Raw genomic sequence first — 14,206 nt, 5'->3', positions numbered from 1 at the left:
TTACCTCTGGTAGCATGACTGGGGTGATCGAACGTGTCAAGCGCAACAGCAAGCAGTCGAGCAAGCACCCCACCGCGGGTGAGGCCGACACGGGCGACGCCCGTCGCGACCGCTGGCGCAAACACCGGATCGCGCGCCGCGCGGAGTTCGTCGAAGCGGCCCTCCGGGCGCTCGACACGCACGGACCGGACCTCGGCATGGAAGACGTCGCCGCCGAAGCGGGCGTCACGAAACCCGTGCTGTACCGGCACTTCGACGACAAGGCGGATCTGTACGTCGCGCTCGGGCAGCGCGGCACGGAGATCCTCTTCCAGCGGCTGATCCCGGCCATCAACTCCGAACTCGCCCCGATCCCCCGGATCCGGATGGCGCTCGACGCGTTCTTCAGCGTCATCGAGGAACACCCGAACCTGTACCGCCTGCTCGCCCGCGGCGGCCTCCAGGAGAAGGTGGTCGTCAAATCCGACGTCGTCGCCGAGGACAAGGAACTGATCGCCACCGCGCTCACCGCGCTGCTCGGCGACTACATGCGGATGTTCAACATGGACTCCGGCGCCGCCGAACCGTGGGCGCACGGCATCGTCGGCATGGTGCAGAGCACCGGCGAATGGTGGCTGGACCGGCGCTCGATGGGCCGCGACAGCGTCGTCGAATACCTGACACAGATCATCTGGGCCGCGATCGACGGCCTCTCCCGGCAGCAGGGCATCGTCATCGATCCCAATCTGCCGCTCGAAGAGAACAAGGTCGTCCAAATGCGGAAGACCGAGGAAAAGCAGGCGGAGGGGCAATGAGCGAGCACGACGAAGACGGCTACGCCGGCGAAGCGGTCCTCGTGATCGACGGAACCGAGATCGCCGCGACGGTCGACCTGCGGGGCTACTTCCAGCCCATCGACGGGTACTACCGCTGGTACGGCCGCGTGGCCACCAACGAGCAGGTGTCCGCGGCCGCCGGCGGCAAGAAGACCGCCGTCGAGATCCGCGCGGGCGAATACAGCGCGAAGGGCGAACTCTCCGACCCGGACCCGTGGGACCGCTACCGCATCATGGGCACCAGCACGCCGCCCTTCCACGTGCCGACCTCGCTGGAAGAACTGAACGAACTCAACGCCTGACCGCTGAGGCGGAAGCCCGCGGGTGAGCAAGGGACCTTTGCTATCGCCGCCAGGTGACAGCAAAGGTCCCTTGCTCTCTTTCCGCAGGTCAGCGGCGACAACGGCGCGGGTCGTGAGTGGCGATTCGAGTTGGAGCGGACCGGCCCGAAGGCTGACGATGTGGGAATTGGGACGTTCAGTGTCCAGATTCCTACATCGTCACGAGGTCGCCCGGTCTTGAAGCTTGATCAAGTCACCCAGGCACAACCGAGCGGGGAGGATTCGGGCGTCAACGCGCGTGAAGGCCCCCTTCCCTCGGCTGAGCCGAGGGAAGGGGGCCTTCACGCGCTCCAAGAGAACGTCAGCCCTGCCGTTGAGCGGGTACTCGAGCACGCGGCACCAGGTACTTCGGCCAGCTCGACAGCTTGTTCATCGCCCATTCCAGCGGCCCGCGCCCGACGAACCTCCGCCACACCACGGCCGCGGTCAGCGCGACCACCGAGAACTCGACGAAGTGCAGCACGCTGAAGATCGAGTCGCCGTCGCTCTCGTCCCACAGCAGCGCGATCGCCACGAAATGCAGCACGTACGCGCTCAGCACCCGCCCGCCCAGATCCGAAAGCGGCCGCAGCACGCGCTCGAACTTCGGCATCAGCAGCTGGCAGCCGCCGATCACCGCCGCCGCGATCCCGATCGAGATCAGCAGGTCGAACGGCGTGTACGAGGTGCCTGTCGGCAGCAGTTCCCAGGCCCAGCTGGTGGTCGGCGGCGTGCCGTGGATCCAGGTGTGGTGGAGCCGGAGGAATTCCGGCGGCGTCATCCCCATCTGCGCGGCGGCCGGTTCCAGTGAGCGGTAGACGGCCTGCATGCCGCCGAGCGGCCCGGTCGCGAGCCAGGACACGAGGTAACCGCCCACCGCGAGCGCCGATCCGCCGAAGAACAGCCGACGGCACACGCTGCGCGAGGTCAGGTCCATCCGCCCGAGCGACATCCCCGCGAACACGTACGCCATCAGCGTCAACGCGGGGAAGGTCCCGGTCAGGACGAGAACGGTCGCGGCCTTCAGCAGCCCGGTCGACGTGACATCGTCCGCGGTCAGGTCCGGCGCGAAGAACAGCAGGTCACGGGGAAGCAGTTGCGCTCTGATCAGATGCGAGAGCAGCGGGCCCGCCACGGCGACGACGACCGCCGCGATCGCCAGTGCCTTCGCACCCGCGCGCAGCCACGGGATCGCGAAGAGGAAACAGGCTCCGTAGTAGGCCAGGATCACCATGTAGCCGGTTTCGAGGCTGGTCAGCCACAGCCCCAGCGCCACCAGCAGCGGTGCCCGGGTCGCCAGCTTGAGTGCGACGCGCGTCCGGTCGCGGCCCAGTTTCGGGCGGCGTCCGCCGGACATCAGCGCGATCGAGACCCCGGCCAATACCGCGAACAACGCCGCGGAGTGGCCTTCGAACGGTTTGAACAGCACCCCGACGCCGCCTTTGGCGGGATCGGGGCCGACATGCACCGCGTACATGCCGAGGACGGCCAGGCCGCGGGCGACGTCGATGCCGGTCAGCCGCCCAGCGGCCCGCTTGCCTTGTTCGGGAACTGTACGCACGCCGTCGACCAGCGCGCGGTCCATCACAGTGACGCCGTCCACCTCATTTCTCGGCTAGCCCCCTGCCGTCCCCGCCTTAGCGTGACGATCAAATCTGAGAGCTGGCTGAGACGCGGCGGTGACGCCACTGTGACATCCGACTACAACCCGATCGGGTTAGCCACCAACAGCGAAGCCGACCTTGCGAACGTCTGACGGCGCGATCTCGACGTAGGCGATCCGGTCGGTGGGCACGATGTACTTACGGCCCTTCTCGTCGTCGAGGCGGAAGATCCCGTCGCCGGCCCTCAAGGCGTTCGCGACCAGTTCCTCGACCTCGTCGGGCGACTGGTTGCTGGACACCACGAGCTCTCGCGGCGTGTCCTTGATGCCGATCTTGACCTCCACGTGGGACCTCCGCTTGAAAGTTCGAAACTACTGGCCTGCCAAGGCTAGCCGAAGAGACGTCAGCCGAGCCCCAGCACCTGCATGCGTTTGGTGTGCCCCTGCTGCAACCGGCGGAACAGGGCGGCGATTCCCGAAAGGTCGCCGGAGCCTTCGACGATCAGCTCGGCGAGCCCGTCCCGCTCGGCGACGACGTACTGGGCCTGCGTCAACGCCTCGCCCAGCAGGCGGCGGCCCCACAGCGCGAGTTTGTCCCGCGCCTTCGGGTCGGCCTCGATCCCGGCCGCGACTTCGCGTTCGGCGAACGCGGAATGTCCCGTGTCGGCGAGCACGGTGAGCACCAGATCCTTGGTTTCGGGGTCGAGCCAGCTGGCCATCTCGCGGTAGAGGTCCGCCGCGAGCCCGTCGCCGACGTAGGCCTTCACCAGTGACTCGAGCCAGGAGCGCGGCGCCGTGGAGGCGTGCCAGGCGTCGATGTGCCCGACGAAGGGCCTCATGGCGTCTTCGATCGCGACGCCGTGCCCCGCGAGGTGCTTGGTGAGCAGGTCGTAGTGCCCGATCTCGGCGGCCGCCATGGACGCCAGCGCGGCCCGGCCGGACAGTGTCGGCGCGGTGCGCGCGTCCTCGGCCAGGCGATCGAATGCGGACAATTCCCCGTAGGCGAGTACGCCGAGCAAATCGACTACGCCCTCGCTGATCTGCTTTGCCTCCGTCACGGCGGAAAGGGTATCGCCGAACACACCCGGCCGGACGGGAAGAGACCGATCCCACCTTCGTCGGCGCGGCGGGGTCTATCGAAAAACCGCAGATCAGGTAGACTGGCGGCCGGATACGACGGATCATCCGTCCCGGATCGGGACGCTGCTGCGGCTGAAGGACAGCCGGTGCGGCCCCGATCAGCGCAAGAATGATGTGCGTGCACGCCATCCTGCGGCATTCCCACGAAGGGCCGCTTCAGCGCCAGTAGCGCGGAGCCCGAGCGAATTTTCGTGGTCGAGTGTCGATCGGTGACCAGGGCAGTGCGCGCTGGTCACGAGAGAGGCGAGCACCCTGACCACGAACGAAAACACGCCCGAAGACAACCCCACCGGCGTTCCGGAGGCCGTCGCGCTGGAGCACAGCGAGTCAGGCCCGGCGGCGCTCGACGTGTCGCACCCGCTGCAGGCGGGCGCACCGGTGGAACCCGAAGCCCCCTCCTTCGCTTCCTTCGGCGTCAAGCCGGAGATCGTGAAGGCGCTGAGCGAGGCCGGGATCGAGCGCACCTTCGCCATCCAGGCATTGACGCTGCCGCTGGCCATGGCCGGCGACGACCTGATCGGCCAGGCCCGCACGGGCATGGGCAAGACGCTGGGCTTCGGTGTCCCGCTGCTGCACCGCGTCGAGGTCCCCGGCGACGGCACCCCGCAGGTGCTGGTCGTCGTGCCGACCCGTGAGCTGTGCGTCCAGGTCGCGAACGACCTCAAGGGCGCGGGCAAGCACCTCGGCATCCGCACACTGGCCATCTACGGTGGCCGCCCCTACGAGCCGCAGATCGCGGCGCTCCGCAGCGGCGTCGACGTCGTCATCGGCACCCCGGGCCGCCTGCTGGACCTGGCCGAGCAGAAGCACCTGGTGCTGGGCAAGGTCCGCGGTCTGGTGCTGGACGAGGCCGACGAGATGCTCGACCTGGGCTTCCTGCCCGACATCGAGCGCATCCTGCGGATGGTCCCGGACAAGCGCCAGACGATGCTGTTCTCGGCGACCATGCCGGGTCCGATCATCACGCTGGCCCGCACGTTCCTCACCCAGCCGACGCACATCCGCGCCGAGGAGAACGACGCCGGCGCGATCCACGAGCGCACCACCCAGTTCGTCTACCGGGCGCACTCGATGGACAAGCCCGAGCTGATCGCCCGCGCGCTGCAGGCCGAGGGCCGTGGCCTGACGATGATCTTCACCCGCACCAAGCGCACCGCGCAGAAGGTCGCCGACGAGCTCGTCGAGCGCGGCTTCGCGGCCGCCGCCGTGCACGGTGACCTGGGCCAGGGTGCCCGCGAGCAGGCGCTGCGCGCGTTCCGCGCCGGCAAGGTCGACGTGCTGGTCGCCACCGACGTCGCCGCCCGCGGTATCGACATCGACGACGTCACGCACGTGATCAACTACCAGACGCCGGAGGACGAGAAGAACTACGTCCACCGGATCGGCCGCACCGGCCGCGCCGGGCGCACCGGTGTCGCGATCACCCTCGTCGACTGGGACGAAACGCCGCGCTGGAAGATGATCTCGGACCTCCTCGGGCTCGACATGCCCGAGCCCGCCGAGACGTACTCGTCGTCGAAGCACCTGTTCAGCGACCTGGGCATCCCCGAGGGCACCACCGGGCGCCTCCCGCTGTCGAAGCGGACCCGCGCCGGTCTTTCGGCCGAGGTCGAAGAAGACCTGGGCGGCAAGCGCCGCGGCCGCGGACAGGGCCCGAGCCAGGGCCCGAAGGACGAAGAAGAAGCGCCCCGCAAGCGCAACCGCACGCCGCGCAAGCGGACCCGTGGCGGCGCGAACGCGACCGACACGACCGAGGCCGCGGACGCTTCGGCGGAAGGCACCGAGGGCGAAGCGGCCGAAGCCTCTTCGGAGGGCCGCACGCGGGCCCGTCGCCGCAGCCGCGGCGCCGCGAAGCCGAGCCCCGAGGTCAGCGGCCCGGCGGTCGAGAAGGAGGCAGGCGACAGCGCCGAGCGTCCGGCTCGCCGCCGTCGCCGTCGCCGTCCCTCGGCGACTTCTGATACACCTGCGTCGGCAGACTGAGAGCTTCAGACCTCGACGTGGGGAGCTAGGGGCACGTGAGCGAACGCTGGGACGCCGCGCCGGACGACGAACCGGCGCGGCCCGTGCCCGCCGATCCCGAACAGCCGTCGAGCGGTGCCGAACCGCAGACGGCCGAAAACGCGATCGGCACGGAAGACGTGCTGGACGCCGAACCCGCCGCGGCGGTGGCCACCGAGCCACCGCTGGGCGGGAAACGCGCCCGGCGCTCGCCGTGGAACCGCACGAGGGATCGTATGCTCGCCGCGGCGATCGGGGTGGTCGTCGCCGTCACCGGCGTCGTCATCGGCGTGAACAGCGACAACGCGGCGACCGTCGCGCAGGTTGCCAACACCATGCCGCCCGGGCTCCCGCCCGCGCCGTCGGAAGTGCCCGGCTCGCTGACCGAACTGTGGCAGGCACCGAGTTCGTCGACACCCGTCCCGATCGGCGAGGCCAACAGCGTCGTCACCGCGGACAAGGGCGAGGTACTCGGCCGGGATCCGTACACCGGTGACGTCCGGTGGCGCTATTCCCGCGATCTCGAACTGTGCACGGTCGCGCTCGCCGGGATCAAGGTGGACGCGGTGTACCGCAAGGACACCGGCTGCAGTGAAGTCACCCAGCTCGACGCCGGCACCGGGCGCCGCACGGCGCAGCGCAACGGCGACGCCGAACTCGGGACCCGGCTGGTCGTCGACGGATCGCACGTCACCACGACCGGCACGAAACTGCTGAACACCTGGCGCGACGACCTGGTCAAGAGCATGGAATACGGCCAGGTCCCCGCCATCGTGAACCCGAACAAGCAGCCGAGGACCGGCTGCACCTACGGCACGGTGGCCGCCGCGGCAGGCAAGATCGGCGTGATCGAGCGCTGCCCTGGCGACCCGGCCGACCGCTTCACCGTCTACCGCGCGACCAACGACGAGGCCGACGACCCGAAGGTCGACTACAGCACCGTGCTCGCCGGCAAGAACGCGAAGATCGTCGCGATGTCCGGCGATCTGGCGCTGATCGTGCTGCCCGAACAGAAACTGCTGGTCATCTACGGCGGCGACGGCCTCCAGAAGGCGGCGTACCCGCTCGACGTGCCCGACGCGGACATCACGCAGGACCCGGTGGGCGGCGTCATGACGACCGCGTGGACCGCGCAGGGCGTCTACTGGTTCACCGGCTCGAAGACCATGGCGTTCTCGCGCGACGACCTCACGCCGCGCTGGACGCTGAAGAACTCCGCCGGCCCCGGCGTCACCTTCGGGGAACAGCTGGTCGTGCCCATCCAGGGCGGGCTCGCCGTGCTCGACGAGACGACCGGCGCCACCATCCGCACCGTCGGTGTCGACAGGCGTGGCTACACCGGCCCGGTGGTGCTCTCGTCGGTCGGTCCGGTGCTGCTGGAGCAACGCGGTCCGACCCTGGTCGCGCTCAAGTGACCGGCAGGCGATAGCAAAGGTCCCTTGCTATCGCCCCCGTCGTCAGCCCGTCGTCGTGGACTTGGTGCGCAGCCGGCTGACTTCCTTCCAGCACCACTTGCCGTCTTCGCTCGCGAGCGTGCCGGTGGCGGTGGCGGGTCGCCCTGCGATGCTCAGCGTGACGGCCGCCGTGTACTTGGTCTCGGAGACCTTCGTGACCGCGCCGAGCGTGGCGTCCGACGCTTGGCTGACTCGATCGATGACCTGGTCGATGTCCTTTTCCGCGTTCGTGCACTTGAGCGCCGTCAACGCGGCCCCGTCGTGGGCGTTGATGCCGTCGATGATCGCCTGCGCGGTGCCTTCCGGGCCGGACGGTTTGCCGGGCTTGTCGTCACCGAGGAAGAACCCGGGAGCAACGAACCCCGTGATACCCAGCGTGACCACGACAACGGCAGCGGCGGCGATGCCGACCAGAAGGGCCGTCTTGTTGTTCTTCGGGGGCGCGGGCGGCCCGCCGAAGCCCTGTCCGTACTGCTGGTTCTGGCCGTACTGCTGCTGGCCGTAGCCGGGGTACTGCTGCTGCGGGTACGCGCCGCTCTGGTCGTAACCACCCTGCGGGTACTGCTGCTGCGGGTACTGCTGCTCTGGATACTGCTGTCCCGGCTGCTGCTGCCCTGGGTACTGCTGCTGCCCGCCAGTGCCCTGGTCGGGCTGTCCTGGCTGGGGTGGGTAGGTCATCGACGGTGCCCTTCATCCTCGCTGCGGGGCAGCGTGTTCATCTACGACGTGCCCAGTGAGCCATAGTTTCGCAGGGACGTGAGCCAGTTCGCCGGTCCATGGCACTTTCCTGCCGCGGTCAGCTCCACCAGAACAGGCTCAGGGCGGCCGTCACACTCACCACGACGCCAAGACCCGCGAAGCCCGCGACGCGGCCAGTGCGCCCATCGACGACCCGCTGCGCCAGCAAGGCGAGCACCGCGGCCACCGGGTGGCCGATCAGCATCAGGAGACCGGGCCCCGGCGCGCCGGTGAACAGGCAGATCGTGGCGATCGCGACCACGCACACCGCCAGCACGGCCATCCCGGCCGCGAGCGATCCGGTCAGCCCGCGCCAGAACCGGCCGCCTTCGGTCGCCGCGGGCGCGTTCCGCTCCGCGGGCGGCGGTGTGGTCGCGAGCTCTTCGGTGTCCGGTGACGACACGTCCTCGCCTGTCCAATCGTCGAATCTGGAGAATCTAGGGCGCCAGCAACTCCCACGGCTGAGCCGCGGGCCCGGCCTCCTGACCTGCCGCGCAGCTGGGCCGGAAGTCGCACCACGAGCAACGGCGGCCCGGGCGCGCCGGGAACAACACGTCCTCGTCGCCGCCGGCGTCCAGGGTATCCGTTGCCAGGCGCAGGTCCCCGGCGGTCTCGTCGGCGCGTTGGAGATGCCGCTTGAGGCTCTCCTCGGTGTGCTCGGCGGCCGCGATGGTCCCGGTGGGCACGTGGTGCAGCTCGACCTGGTAGCACGGCGTCCGCAGCGTCCGGGCCGCGGCGACCGCGTACAGCGCCAAGGCCTGCGAAGAGCGCGCCTCGTACTCGTCCGGCTCACGACGGCCGGTCTTGTAGTCGATGATCACCAGTTCCCGGCCACGCTGGTCGATGCGGTCGGCGCGGCCCTCGATGATGAGGCTGGGCCCGCTGCCCGGCTCGAGCGTGACCGGCGCGGAAACCCAGCGCTCCAGCCCGACCGGATCGACGCTGACGTCGTTGTGCTCGACGTACTCCGCGACCCAGGCCTTCGCCCTGGCTCGATACCGGGCGGCCTGGTCGGTGTCTTCGAACCCGGCGTCCTTCCAGTGTTCGGCGACGAGCGCCATCGCCCGCTGCGGCACGCGTTTGATCACCGGCAGGTCGAACAACGCCCGCAAAGCGTTGTGCACCACCGCACCGAGCGTGCTGTGCGCCCAAGCGCCGATGCGTGTCGGGGACGGGCGGTCCAGATACGACATGCGATAACGGCGCGGGCAATCTTCGAACGTCGCGAGGCGCGCGGGCGAGACCTTCGTCAGCTTGCGCGGCGCCTCGACGCCGAAGTCGAAACCAATCTGCTCCATCGGATCACCCCGCCCGCAACGCTACGCACCCCCACCGACACTTTTCGAGGGGATCCCCAGGAAGGGAGCAAGGGACCTTTGCTATCGCTTTGGCCCTCAGCAGCGTGCCTGTCCGTGAGGGCCTCCTTGCCACGTCGCTTAAGTTGATCTTGAGCGGCCGCCGGTCTGCTCGATCAGCCGGACAAGTCACCGGCAGCGGACCCGGGGCACAACTGTCCACACAGGACGTTAATCCGGATCCAGGTGCCCGATTTAGGCGCTTTGCGCAGCTACGCGAGGGGGTCGTGAGTGGCAATGAGGGTTAGAGCGACCTTTGCCACTCACGACCCCTTGACTGAACCGCCCATTTCGTCATCAATCGGACATTCAGTCATCGAAATGTGTCCACAGTGGACACCAGAGGCGCGGCGGCTCCCGTCGACCAGGGCAAGCGAGCGCTTGACCTGCGGCAACCGTCGCCACTTGCGATCAAAACCCGCCCAAGATCAACTTAAGCTACGCGCCTGTCCGTGAGGGCCTCCTTCACTACCTTCAGGGTAGGGAAGGAGGCCCTCACGGCCGCCGCGTGCAATGAAAGGCTCCTTCCTTGCAAATTTGGCAAGGAAGGAGCCTTTCATTGCACGCACGGTGAGGGGCCGGGCACGAGAGAGAGCAAGGGACCTTTGCTATCACCGGCGCCCGGTCACGTGCCCGCGATGAAGCCCTTCACCGAGTTCGCCACCAGCTCGACCGCGATCGCGGCCAGCAGCAGACCGGCGATCTTCGCCAGCAGCGTGATCCCGCTTTCCTTGATCAGCCGGATGACCACACCCGAGTACCGCATGCACAGGTACAGCACGAAGTGCACAGTCACGATCGAAAGCGCGAGAGCCACGTACGCGCCGACGTGCCCGTCGGCCTGCCGCACGAAGACGATGGTCGCTGCGATCGCGCCCGGGCCGGCGAGCAGCGGTGTCCCGAGCGGCACGAGCGCGACGTTGACGTCGTCGCCCGCCGCCTCGGCCTCGCCGCCGGTCTCGCCGGTGAGCAGTTGCAGCGCGATGAGCAGCAGCAACAGCCCGCCCGCACCCTGCAGCGCCGGGATCCCGATGCCGAGGTAGGACAGGATCGCTTGTCCCGCAACGGCGAACAGCGAGATCACCAGTAACGAGACCAGCACCGCCTGCCGCGCGGCCTTGGCGCGGAACGCCACCGATTTCCGGCCGGTCAGGCTCAGGAACACCGGCACCGTGCCGGGCGGGTCCATGATGACGATCAGCGTGATCGTCGCGCTCATGAACAGGCGCGCGTCGAAGAAGTCCGTGATCGTCACCGGGTCACGACCTCGTAGCCGGTCGCCCGCGCGACGAGTTCTTCGAAGGCGAGCGGATCGGTGGTCTCGTCGCCGAGATCGATGGTCTTGTTCGTGCCGTGATAGTCGCTCGACCCGGTGCGCACGAGCCCCAGCTCCCCCGCCAGCCCGTGCAGCCGGACGCGCGTCTCCTCGTCGTGGTTCGGGTGGTCGACCTCGACGCCGGTGAGGCCGTGCTTCGCCAGCCCGGCGAGCACGTCGACGGTGATGGTCGCGCCGCGCGTGTACGCGAAGGGATGCGCGATGACGGTGACCCCGCCCGCCGCCGCGATCATGTCGATCGCGTCCTCCACGAGCGTGTCCTGCCGCGCCACGAAGTACCCGCTGCCGTTTCCGAGGTAGCTCCCGAACGCCTCGTTCACCGACGAGACGACACCGGCCCGCACCAGGGCCTGCGCGAGGTGGGGCCGTCCGGCCGAACCGTCCTCGGGCAGCAGCGACATGACCTCGTCGGGATCGACCGGCAGGCCGTCGGCGGCCAGCACCGCGGCCATCACGCGCAGCCGCCATCGCCGCTCGGAGCGCAGCCGGGTCTGCTCGGCGACGACCGCGGGCGACGCCGGGTCGAAGAGGTACGCGAGCAGATGGACGCTGATATGCCGTCCGCTCACCGGGTCGACGGAGATCGTGGACAGCTCGGCGCCGGGCACCAGGGTGAGCCCTGGCGGGAGTGCCTCGGCGGCCGGGGCCCAGCCGGCCGTGGTGTCGTGATCGGTGATCGCGACGACGTCGAGGCCCGCCTTCGCGGCGGCGGCGACCAGCCCGGCAGGGCTGTCGGTACCGTCGGAGGCGGTGGAGTGGGCGTGCAGGTCGATGCGCATCGCCGCTCAGTATCGACGATGCGCCAGGTCACAGCGACTCCGGGACCTGCGCTAACCGACCTTCTTCTTGCCGCGTGCCGCACGCTGCGCCTTGATCATCGAGAAGCGCTCGGCCTGCTTCTGCTTGTCGCCGAACACGAGCTCGGAAATCGTGTCGTAGAACTCTTCCGGCTTCGGCAGGTAGTCGATGCGGTTCAGCGCCTGGATCTGACCGGCGGACTCGACCACCATGGTCCCGTACCCCATCATCCGGCCCCACGCCGAACGCTCGTAGGTGAGGTCGGTGACCTTGGTGATCGGCATCATCAGCACTTTCGTGGTGAAGACACCGGTGGTCATCACGAACCGCTTGTCCGTGACCACCAGGCGCTCGACCCACCACTCCATCACCACGTACGCGAAGCGCAGGATGATGAGCAACGCGGCATACCAGAGGATGTTCTGGATGACCCACGCGGCGGGCGGCAACAGGTAGGAGACCAGGACGCAGACGGCCAGCAACGCGGCCGTCTCGAAGGTTTCCCACAACAGCACAGCCCAGTGCCGGCGGATCCTGATGACCCGCCGCTCGGTGTCGAGAAGATACTCGTCTGGATCGCGTGGGGCGAACATACCGATAGAGTATCCGCTCCCCCGCTAGCTGAAGACGTTGCTGACGAAGGTGATCACCGATTCGGCCGAGTCACGCAGGAAGCCGATGATGTTTCCCACGAGGCCCGCGGCCTGACCTGGCTGCGCGATCACGAAGAACAGCACCAACGCGATTCCTGCGAAAGTGAGGAGCTTTTTCGCGTTCACAGCGATCAATCCTGTCTCTTACGGTGACTGACTGCGGATACTGACTATTCATTTTGTACCGCACCTTCCACCCGCGCGGGAGGGAAGTCCCGCGCTTGGGTCAGCCGGCGAGGGGAAGTGTACCGTACGGCTACTCTCCGTGTACAGGACAGCCATTGTCAGGAAGCCCGCGTCTACCATTCGGGAATGAACACCGTTTCGGACAGCACCGTCCGCTGTGTCGGCGGCATCGTCCACGACGAACTCGGGCGGATTCTGCTGATCCGGCGCGCGAATGAACCCGGACGTGGACTGTGGTCGGTTCCCGGCGGACGGGTTGAACCAGGCGAAACGGACGAAGCGGCCGTGATCCGGGAGCTGCGCGAAGAGACCGGGCTCGACGTGATACCGCGCACATACGTCGGCAACGCCCGCCGCGGCCCGTACGACATCCACGATTACGCCTGCGCGGTCGACGGCGGCACTCTCCGTGCAGGGGACGACGCCGACGACGCCCGGTGGATCGACGCCGGAACCTTGATCGAACTCGACGAAGAGGGCCGGTTGGCCGAACTCCTGTTCGTCACTCTGCGCGACTGGGGAGTGCTGCCGACCGGGGACGTCGCGCCGTCTTGACGACCTGCCGTGTCCGATTCGGCGAATGACGCGGGGATAAAGCGGCGCGGGAGGTGAAAATTATCCTTCCCGATGCTTTGCCGACATCTTCGAAGAGCCGAATGGGTAAACCCGGAAGTCGGGTCTGCCGCTGTCCGGGCAGGGCTAAACCGGGAGCCACGTCATCCGCTGCCCGTGCGGGGCCGTCCTGGCCAGCGCACGCACGTCCGGGACACCGGCGTCCCAGCGGACGAGGCCGAGCACAGCCTGGTCCGCTGGTTCGGCCAGATCGGCCCGGCCGGGCACCAAATGCTCCAGCGCGGCGGCGTAGAACTCCTCGCTGACCCACCAGAGCGGCCGGTCCGCGGCGAGTTTCCGCAACGCCTCGAGGAAGTCCGCCCGCCGGTCTCCCAGGTACGCGAGCACGTGGCTGGTCAGCACGACGAGAGGCGCGTCGGCGGGCAGGGTGGCGGCCGCCGAGGCGAGATCGTCGACTGCGTCGCCGGCGATCAGGTCCGGCCGCTGCTTGCCCTGAGCCGCCGCGGCCGTGCGCAGGAGCCGGATCCGGTCCGGCTGATCGGCCCAGACGCAGGCTTCGAGCCAGGCCAGTTCGTCTTCGTCGGCGAGGTCCACCGGGGCGCGGTCGAGGCCGGCGCGGGCGGTGATCGTCAGCTTCTTCGGCACCTTCGGCGTGACGGCGGCGGGCGCGAGGTCCAGCGCGCAGTGCAGGCCGACCGCGGTCTTCGCGGGACCGGCGGTGAGCTGTTCGCCGCCGTCGCACTGGTACCGGTAGGCGTACTTGTCCAGGCCCAGGAGCAGCCCCGCACTGCATCCGACCTCGAGCAGCGCGATCTTGCCGCCCGCTTCCTTCGCCGCCGTCGTCATGGCGGGGTAGAGCAGCGCGGCACGGCGGACCTCGTTGGTCTGCGTGTACCGCGAGGAGATGATCGCCCGCGCCTTGTCCGCCCGCTCCAGCAGGAACGAGCGGAACAGCGGCCACGTCTCCGAGTCCACGCCGTCGAAACCGCCGACGGACGGGTAGTACCGCGAGAGCGGGTGGATCGGGTCGGCCTGGATGAGCCGGTGCGCGGTCGCCAAAAGCAGCGTTCCGCGGGCTTCACCGCCGCGGGCGTCGGTCAGCAGACCGGCCACGTCGTCGTCCTCGGACGCCTTCGTCGCCAGGTGCTCGTACAGCGGCGAAACACCGGCCGCCTCGACCGTCGCGAACTTCCGCAGGCGGCTCTTGATCTCATCCAGCCCGATGGGCATCGACGCG

General features: G+C 68.5%; 16 protein-coding genes. 5 read left to right on the top strand and 11 right to left on the bottom strand.

What is annotated here, in order from left to right; translation table 11 throughout:
* The first annotated feature begins 14 nt into the window (after positions 1 to 14).
* Both DMH03_RS36975 and DMH03_RS36970 read left to right on the top strand, forming a co-directional pair.
* A complete protein-coding gene (locus DMH03_RS36975) occupies positions 15 to 794 on the top strand; it encodes a TetR/AcrR family transcriptional regulator (protein WP_125796625.1) in 780 nt (259 codons plus the stop codon).
* Positions 791 to 1,117 carry a DUF4873 domain-containing protein gene (locus DMH03_RS36970; protein WP_005167612.1) on the top strand — a complete coding sequence of 109 codons (327 nt, stop codon included), beginning with the start codon at positions 791 to 793 and terminating at the stop codon, positions 1,115 to 1,117. Before DMH03_RS36975 ends, DMH03_RS36970 begins: the two co-directional genes overlap by 4 nt.
* A gap of 340 nt (positions 1,118 to 1,457) precedes the next feature.
* On the opposite strand, the gene DMH03_RS36965 is transcribed toward DMH03_RS36970, so the two are convergent.
* The 3 genes from DMH03_RS36965 to DMH03_RS36955 form a co-directional block, all read right to left on the bottom strand.
* Positions 1,458 to 2,738, bottom strand: coding sequence for a heparan-alpha-glucosaminide N-acetyltransferase domain-containing protein (locus DMH03_RS36965; protein WP_125796624.1), 1,281 nt, complete (start codon positions 2,736 to 2,738; stop codon positions 1,458 to 1,460).
* 114 nt (positions 2,739 to 2,852) lie between these two features.
* Positions 2,853 to 3,083: a DUF3107 domain-containing protein gene (locus DMH03_RS36960; protein ID WP_076163324.1), complete on the bottom strand. Its 231-nt coding sequence runs from the start codon at positions 3,081 to 3,083 to the stop codon at positions 2,853 to 2,855.
* Between the two features lie 59 nt (positions 3,084 to 3,142).
* Positions 3,143 to 3,796: a ferritin-like fold-containing protein gene (locus DMH03_RS36955; RefSeq protein ID WP_125796623.1), complete on the bottom strand. Its 654-nt coding sequence runs from the start codon at positions 3,794 to 3,796 to the stop codon at positions 3,143 to 3,145.
* A 460-nt stretch (positions 3,797 to 4,256) separates the two neighbouring features.
* Here DMH03_RS36955 and DMH03_RS36950 point away from each other — a divergent pair, with 460 nt between their 5' ends.
* Positions 4,257 to 5,858 (top strand): DEAD/DEAH box helicase, encoded by a 1,602-nt coding sequence (locus tag DMH03_RS36950; protein ID WP_125796756.1) that lies wholly within the window; start codon positions 4,257 to 4,259, stop codon positions 5,856 to 5,858.
* A 35-nt stretch (positions 5,859 to 5,893) separates the two neighbouring features.
* On the top strand, positions 5,894 to 7,291 hold the full coding sequence (locus tag DMH03_RS36945) for a hypothetical protein (protein ID WP_125796622.1): 1,398 nt from the start codon (positions 5,894 to 5,896) through the stop codon (positions 7,289 to 7,291).
* 42 nt (positions 7,292 to 7,333) lie between these two features.
* Here DMH03_RS36945 and DMH03_RS36940 read toward each other — a convergent pair whose 3' ends face one another.
* The 7 genes from DMH03_RS36940 to DMH03_RS36910 form a co-directional block, all read right to left on the bottom strand.
* Positions 7,334 to 8,008: a hypothetical protein gene (locus DMH03_RS36940; RefSeq protein ID WP_125796621.1), complete on the bottom strand. Its 675-nt coding sequence runs from the start codon at positions 8,006 to 8,008 to the stop codon at positions 7,334 to 7,336.
* A 118-nt stretch (positions 8,009 to 8,126) separates the two neighbouring features.
* Complete coding sequence (locus DMH03_RS36935) at positions 8,127 to 8,471, bottom strand: hypothetical protein (RefSeq protein ID WP_125796620.1); 345 nt, start codon at positions 8,469 to 8,471, stop codon at positions 8,127 to 8,129.
* A gap of 34 nt (positions 8,472 to 8,505) precedes the next feature.
* Positions 8,506 to 9,366, bottom strand: a complete 861-nt coding sequence (locus DMH03_RS36930; RefSeq protein WP_125796619.1) for a PD-(D/E)XK nuclease family protein — start codon at positions 9,364 to 9,366, stop codon at positions 8,506 to 8,508.
* Positions 9,367 to 10,048: 682 nt separating this feature from the next.
* Positions 10,049 to 10,678 carry a MarC family protein gene (locus tag DMH03_RS36925; protein ID WP_125796618.1) on the bottom strand — a complete coding sequence of 210 codons (630 nt, stop codon included), beginning with the start codon at positions 10,676 to 10,678 and terminating at the stop codon, positions 10,049 to 10,051.
* Entirely contained in the window at positions 10,675 to 11,538 is an 864-nt protein-coding gene (locus DMH03_RS36920) for a PHP domain-containing protein (protein ID WP_125796617.1), read from the bottom strand. The genes DMH03_RS36925 and DMH03_RS36920 overlap by 4 nt, the downstream gene beginning before the upstream one ends.
* 51 nt (positions 11,539 to 11,589) lie before the next feature.
* Entirely contained in the window at positions 11,590 to 12,150 is a 561-nt protein-coding gene (locus tag DMH03_RS36915) for a PH domain-containing protein (RefSeq protein ID WP_034313292.1), read from the bottom strand.
* Positions 12,151 to 12,174: 24 nt separating this feature from the next.
* Entirely contained in the window at positions 12,175 to 12,336 is a 162-nt protein-coding gene (locus DMH03_RS36910) for a hypothetical protein (RefSeq protein ID WP_005167589.1), read from the bottom strand.
* Between the two features lie 186 nt (positions 12,337 to 12,522).
* Between DMH03_RS36910 and DMH03_RS36905 the strand changes: the two genes are divergently transcribed.
* Positions 12,523 to 12,951 carry an NUDIX hydrolase gene (locus DMH03_RS36905; protein WP_125796616.1) on the top strand — a complete coding sequence of 143 codons (429 nt, stop codon included), beginning with the start codon at positions 12,523 to 12,525 and terminating at the stop codon, positions 12,949 to 12,951.
* A gap of 144 nt (positions 12,952 to 13,095) precedes the next feature.
* On the opposite strand, the gene DMH03_RS36900 is transcribed toward DMH03_RS36905, so the two are convergent.
* A complete protein-coding gene (locus DMH03_RS36900) occupies positions 13,096 to 14,199 on the bottom strand; it encodes a DUF2332 domain-containing protein (protein ID WP_199749166.1) in 1,104 nt (367 codons plus the stop codon).
* Between the last annotated feature and the right edge of the window lie 7 nt (positions 14,200 to 14,206).

Source organism: Amycolatopsis sp. WAC 01376 (assembly GCF_003947415.1).
Lineage (GTDB): Bacteria > Actinomycetota > Actinomycetes > Mycobacteriales > Pseudonocardiaceae > Amycolatopsis.
Note: the sequence above shows the minus strand (reverse complement) of the source record. Positions and strands in the feature narration are given on the sequence as shown.

Coding starts and splice junctions, on each gene's coding strand:
- DMH03_RS36905 (WP_125796616.1), top strand. CDS start 12,523: ATGAACACCGTTTCGGACAGCACCGTCCGCTGTGTCGGCGGCATCGTC.
- DMH03_RS36930 (WP_125796619.1), bottom strand. CDS start 9,366: ATGGAGCAGATTGGTTTCGACTTCGGCGTCGAGGCGCCGCGCAAGCTG.
- DMH03_RS36970 (WP_005167612.1), top strand. CDS start 791: ATGAGCGAGCACGACGAAGACGGCTACGCCGGCGAAGCGGTCCTCGTG.
- DMH03_RS36915 (WP_034313292.1), bottom strand. CDS start 12,150: ATGTTCGCCCCACGCGATCCAGACGAGTATCTTCTCGACACCGAGCGG.
- DMH03_RS36900 (WP_199749166.1), bottom strand. CDS start 14,199: ATGCCCATCGGGCTGGATGAGATCAAGAGCCGCCTGCGGAAGTTCGCG.
- DMH03_RS36975 (WP_125796625.1), top strand. CDS start 15: ATGACTGGGGTGATCGAACGTGTCAAGCGCAACAGCAAGCAGTCGAGC.
- DMH03_RS36940 (WP_125796621.1), bottom strand. CDS start 8,008: ATGACCTACCCACCCCAGCCAGGACAGCCCGACCAGGGCACTGGCGGG.
- DMH03_RS36920 (WP_125796617.1), bottom strand. CDS start 11,538: ATGCGCATCGACCTGCACGCCCACTCCACCGCCTCCGACGGTACCGAC.